This is a genomic window from Streptomyces sp. NRRL WC-3742 (assembly GCF_000720635.1).
In the GTDB taxonomy this organism is placed as follows: Bacteria; Actinomycetota; Actinomycetes; order Streptomycetales; family Streptomycetaceae; genus Kitasatospora.
Map to the genome: position 1 here is coordinate 1 of NZ_JOCF01000139.1, position 5,303 is coordinate 5,303.

The 5,303-nt window shown below is 76.3% G+C and carries 5 protein-coding genes and 1 pseudogene; 5 read left to right on the forward strand and 1 reads right to left on the reverse strand.

Features of this window, described 5'->3' with window-relative positions:
- Window positions 1-96: 96 nt before the first annotated feature.
- A complete protein-coding gene (locus IH61_RS0139410) occupies window positions 97-1,041 on the reverse strand; it encodes an NAD-dependent epimerase/dehydratase family protein (RefSeq protein WP_031079170.1) in 945 nt (314 codons plus the stop codon).
- A 231-nt stretch (window positions 1,042-1,272) separates the two neighbouring features.
- Between IH61_RS0139410 and IH61_RS0139415 the strand changes: the two genes are divergently transcribed.
- The 5 genes and pseudogenes from IH61_RS0139415 to IH61_RS0139435 all read left to right on the forward strand — a co-directional run.
- Complete coding sequence (locus IH61_RS0139415) at window positions 1,273-1,794, forward strand: peptidylprolyl isomerase (protein WP_031079171.1); 522 nt, start codon at window positions 1,273-1,275, stop codon at window positions 1,792-1,794.
- 229 nt (window positions 1,795-2,023) lie between these two features.
- Window positions 2,024-3,019, forward strand: coding sequence for a hypothetical protein (locus IH61_RS43750; RefSeq protein ID WP_158845893.1), 996 nt, complete (start codon window positions 2,024-2,026; stop codon window positions 3,017-3,019).
- A 56-nt stretch (window positions 3,020-3,075) separates the two neighbouring features.
- Window positions 3,076-3,960, forward strand: a complete 885-nt coding sequence (locus IH61_RS0139425) for a hypothetical protein (protein ID WP_031079174.1) — start codon at window positions 3,076-3,078, stop codon at window positions 3,958-3,960.
- Window positions 3,957-4,811 (forward strand): hypothetical protein, encoded by an 855-nt coding sequence (locus tag IH61_RS0139430; RefSeq protein ID WP_031079176.1) that lies wholly within the window; start codon window positions 3,957-3,959, stop codon window positions 4,809-4,811. Before IH61_RS0139425 ends, IH61_RS0139430 begins: the two co-directional genes overlap by 4 nt.
- A pseudogene (locus tag IH61_RS0139435) lies at window positions 4,808-5,303 on the forward strand (hypothetical protein); the annotation flags it as partial. The gene IH61_RS0139430 and the pseudogene IH61_RS0139435, both read left to right, overlap by 4 nt.

Below are 5,303 nucleotides of genomic sequence, written 5' to 3' on the forward strand. Positions count from 1 at the left end.
TCCTCGCACCACCGCTCACCAACCGGCCCGCTGTCCTCGGACACCAGCCCAGGCTAGGGCTCCAGGCTACCCAAACCGGGGGTTCAGACACAGGTACTAACGGGCGCGCTCGCGCCACCACGCCACCGTCGCCGCGACCTGCTGCGCCACCGGCGTCGCCCGCACCCCGAACCGGCCCTCGTACGCGGAGCAGTCCACCACGAACGGCCCATCGAACTGGTAGCGCACCTCCCGCAGCTCCCGCAGCACGGGCGAGACCAGCCCCGCCGCCCCCAGCACCAGCGGCGACAGCCCGCGCACCCGCACCGCACCGCCCGCACCGGCCTCCTCGGCCACCAGGGCCGCCATCTGCCGCACCGACAGCGCCGGCGCCGTCGGCACGTGCCACGCCCGGCCCCACGCCTCCCGCGCGCCCGCGAGCTCAGCCATCGCCCGGGCCACGTCCGGCACGTACGTCCAGCTGTGCGCCGCGTCCGGATCACCCAGGCACGAGACCGCACGCCCGCGCAGCAGCAGCGGCACCACCCGCTCGGCCAGGTGCCCGCCCCCGGTCACACCGGGGCCGAAGAAGTCCGAGGCCCGCGCCTCCACCGCCCGGACGCGCCCGGCCTCGTGCGCCGCGAGGACCTGCTCCCACACCCTCGCCCGCGCCCGGCCCTTGCGCCCGGTCGCGGCCAGCGGCAGGTCCTCGCGCAGCACGCCGGACACCGGCCCGTAGCCGTACAGGTTGCCCAGCATCACCAGCACCGCGCCACTGGCCTCGGCCGCCGCGCACAGCGCGGACGCCAGCGCCGGCCACTGCCGCCCCCACCGCTGGAGCGGCGGCGCCGCACACCCGTACACCGCAACCGCCCCGCGCGCCGCCGCCGTCAGCGCGGAAGCGTCCGCGGCGTCCGCCGCCACATGCTCCACCCCCGCCACCACCGCACGCCCCGCGCCCCCCGTACGGGTGACCACCCGCACCTGGTGCCCCTGCCCGGCCAGCACCTGCGCCAACGCGGCCCCCGCCGGCCCGTACCCCACCACCACATGAACGCTCATCCGGCCCACCCTAGGCCCTGTGGTCGAACTCCCGTCTGCGGGGCGGCGTCGGGGCACGCACCTCGCCGCGTTGTCGTCGGCCGCCGTTGTCCCCCACCCTGGCGGCCGGGCGGACGAGGGGAGTTCGACGACAGGCCCTGGAGCCGGCGCCCGCACCCGGTGCACGCCCTGTGCCACCATGGGCCCCTCCCGCACCCCCGTCCCACCCCCCCTTTCCCGAGGAGCCCCGCCGTGAGCGACGCCCGCTACGCCCTCCTGCACACCACCGAGGGCACGATCCGGCTGGAACTCCTGCGCTTCCACGCCCCCAGGACCGTGCGCAACTTCACCGAACTCGCCGAGGGAACGCGCCCCTACACCGACCCGCGCACCGCACTGCCCGGCAGCGGCCCCTACTACGACGGCACCCTCTTCCACCGCGTCGTGCCCGGCTTCATGATCCAGGGCGGCGACCCCACCGGCACCGGCACCGCGGGCCCCGGCTACACCTTCGCCGACGAGTTCCACCCCGAACTGTTCTTCACCCGCCCCTACCTCCTCGCCATGGCCAACTCCGGCCCGGGCACCAACGGTTCGCAGTTCTTCATCACCCAGAACACCCCCACCCACCTCAACCGGCGCCACACCATCTTCGGCCAGGTCGCCGACGCCGCGTCCAAGGCGGTCGTCGACGCGATCGCCGCCACCGAACTCGACGGCGAACGCCCCGTGAACGACGTGGTGATCACCCGCGTCGAGATCCAGTACGGCTGACCCCGCCGCCGCGCACCGGCCCGCGGCCCTGTTGCGGTTGGGTCACGGAGTGTCCGAATGCTCTGGCAATGCGGGGGAGTGTGGTGATTGAACTGGTTGGCGCGGCCGCCGCCGAACTCTCATAATCCCTGGTGAGACGCGCGATGGACGGTCCGGGGACACGCTGGGGGAGCGGTGCCCGTGAGAAGGGCCCGCGCGTGGAATCCACATGTTCCCCGGGGGGAGTCCTTTGTCCGCGCCCGACCACGAGAGCGCCACCACGGGCCCGGCGGCACCGCCGCAGCCCGCACCCGCGCCCGCCGCACCCGCACCCGCACCCGCACTCGCCGTACCCGAGCAGGCGCCCGCGCCCGCCGCACCCGCTGTACCCGCGCCCGCCGCACCCGAGCAGGCGCCCGCGCCGGAGCCGGAGCCCGAACCCGCGCCGGAGCCGTACGGGCCCGGCGACCCGTCAGGCCCCGCCCCCGCGCGCCGGATGCCGCGCGCGGCGCGGATCGCGCTGGCCACGGCGGGCCTGCTGGCCGTCACCGCCGCCTGCGCCACCGCCACCGTCGCCCTCGGCAGGCCCGATGCGCGCCCGGTTGCCGCCGCGCCCGCACGCCCCGCGGCCGGCGCCGGCGCACCGGCGTCCGCGAGCCCGGCCCCGACGGCCGTGCCCGTCCCCGTGCCCACGCCCGCCGCGCCCGCGCCCGAGCCCAAGCCGGCGAGCACCGTCAAGGGCACCGTCAGCGGCGGCAGGCACGAAGGCGACCTGCGCTTCTTCCTGCTGCCCATCCCCGACGGCGGCGAGTCCTACGGCTCCGCCGACGGCACAAGCCTCAGCGACGACCAGGTCGCCGGGATCTTCGGCAAGCAGGACGGCATCAAGGACCTCCTGCACTCCTTCGGCTACCAGGACGCCGCCACCCGCATCTACCGCACCGCCGACGGCAGGGCCGAGGTCACCGTCACCCTCATCCACCTGGGCTCCACCGCCCAGGCCACCCAGTTCGCCAAGGGCTACAGCGTCAAGTCCCAGGAGTCGATCGACATCGACGGCGACCCCGACGCCCACGGCTTCGTCCACAAGCCCAAGCAGCAGGCGTACACCGGCTCGATGACCGGCATCTCCAGCCAGGGCGACGTCCAGTACACCATCGACGTCGACGTGAAGGGCACCCCGGACAAGGCGCTGCTGAGCGACCTGATGAAGCGCCAGCGCGAGCGCCTGGCCTCCGGCGGCTGAACCCCGCCGCCGCACCCCGCAGCCCGCACCCCACCCCCTCCTTCCGGAGCCGCCCCGTGACCACCGAACCCGCGCAGCCCGCGCCGGGCCAGCCGCCCACGCCGCCCGCCCCGCCCGCCGCGCCGCCTGCCTTCGCCCCGCCTGCTTTCGCCCCGCCCGGCGCGCCCGCGCCCGCCGTGCCCGGCGGCGCCCCCGTCTACCCCGACACCGTGCCCGCCCCCCTCACCGCCCTGGACGTCCTGGCCGCCGGCCCCGAGCAGCCGCCGCGCCCGCCGCGCCGCCCCCGCCCCGTCCTGCTGTCGGTGTACGCCCTGGCACTGGGCGTCCTGGCCGGCGGCGCCGTCGGCTACGCCGTCCAGGCCCAGCGCCCGCCCACGCCGCTGGCGCCGCTGCAGGTCGCCCGCCCCGCCTACCCGCAGCAGAACGTGGACGCGGGCGCCTTCGCCGCCACCCAGCCCAGGCCCCCGGCCGTCGAGGGCGACCTGACCAAACTGCTCGTCAGGCCCCCGTCCGGCTCCACCCCCTGGGGCGAACTGCCCGACCAGCCCTCCTGGGTGTCGGCCGGCGACGTCGCCCAGCACCACGGCAACGCCGCCGAGGAGTTCAAACTCCTGCTCGGCACCGGGTTCCGCCGCGCCGCCGAGGTCGACTGGACCAAGGACGACATCCGCTACCGCGTCCTGCTCACCCAGTACGCGCCCGAGCACTCCGACGTCGCCGCCGTCCCGCCCGGACAGCCCTTCGCCCCCGACGTCGAGGGCACCTACCGCGTCTTCGACGAGCCCGAGCACTGGGCCGAGAGCACCGAGCAGTTCTACTACGGCCGCGCCGGCGCGCGGCGCGGCGCGCTGGTGATGGAGATCGAGGTCTTCTCGCCCAGGCCCGTGGACCCCGAGAGCGTGAAGAGCCTCGCCAAGCAGCAGTGGGAGCGGCTGGTATGACCGACGAGACCCAGACCGAGACCGGCACCGCGCCCTCCGTCCCCGACGCGCCTGAGGCGCAGCCGCCCGCGCCCGCCGAGCCCGCACCCGTACCCGCCGGGCCGCCCGCGCCCGCCGTACGCACCGCCGCCCGCCCCCTGGTGCGCGCCGGCGCCGCGACGCTCGCCGCGGCCCTGGTGGGCGTGGCCATCGGCGTGGGCATCATCAAGACCCGCTACGACGACCCAGCCCCCACCGCCGCCGCCGCGCCCGCCGCGCCCGCGCCCACCGCCACCCCGTACGGCGCCAAGTCCAACGGCAGCCACTTCGGCTCGCTGCGCGACCTGCTGCTGCCCGTCCCGGCCGGCTACGAACCGGGCCCCGACGAGGGCGGCTACGGCAACGACACCGAACTGGGCGCCCAGCAGCTCGCCGAGCAGCTCGACGCCGAGCTCCAGCAGGTCCCCAAGGCCAAGCGCGACACGATCCGCTCCTACTGGGAGGGCCTGCACGTGCGCGGCAGCGGCGTGCGCACCTACCGCACCAAGGAGGACGACCTGCTGATCGGCCTGAAACTGCGCCAGTTCAACCAGCAGGAAGTCCAGCGCATCAACGAGTACACCGCCGTCTTCACCGGCGACACGGGCCTCTTCCGCGTCGGCCCGCCCGTGCCCGGGCACCCCGAGGCGCACTGCTACCTGATGCCCGCCCCGCCCTCCGCCCCCATCGACTACCTCGAGTGCTCGGCCGCCGAGGGCGACCTGCTGGTCATCATGAACGCCGAGGGGCCCGCACCGCTGCCCAAGGACAAGATCATCGCCCTGTACGCCGCGCAGCTCGACCGCCTCGCCGCCCCGGGAGCCACCGTATGAGCGACCGCACCGACCAGCCCCGCACCCCGGCCCCCGCGCCCGGAACCCCCGCGCCCGGAACCCCCGCGCCGGCGCCGGGTGTCGGCGAGACGCTGGAACTGGCCGCCACCTCCGACCCGCACGCCGCCTCCGCTCCCGCCTTCCCGGGCCTGCCGGGCCCGGCCGCCGCGCCGCCCGACCCCCGGGCCCGCCGCGCCCGCCGCCGCGCCGCCCTGCGCTGGGGCAGCGCCACCCTCGTCTTCGCCCTCGCCGGCACCGGCACCGCCCTGGCCCTCACCGCCCCCGAACGCACCGACATCCCCGGCCTGGCCACCGCGAACGACGGCCGCTACACCTTCCCCGCCCTGGCCCTGCCGCCCCTGCCCGCCGGCAAGAAGGCCCCCGACGCCAAGAACAAGACCCCCCACTGGGCGGACCTGCGCTACCTCGTCCTGCCCGCCCCCAAGGAAGCCGGCGGCGCCACCACCGCCCAGCCCTTCCCCACCCCCACCC

Bases quoted from the DNA above. Each gene is read 5' to 3' on its own strand.
- IH61_RS0139410 (WP_031079170.1), bottom strand. From the start codon at position 1,041: ATGAGCGTTCATGTGGTGGTGGGGTACGGGCCGGCGGGGGCCGCGTTG.
- IH61_RS0139430 (WP_031079176.1), top strand. From the start codon at position 3,957: ATGACCGACGAGACCCAGACCGAGACCGGCACCGCGCCCTCCGTCCCC.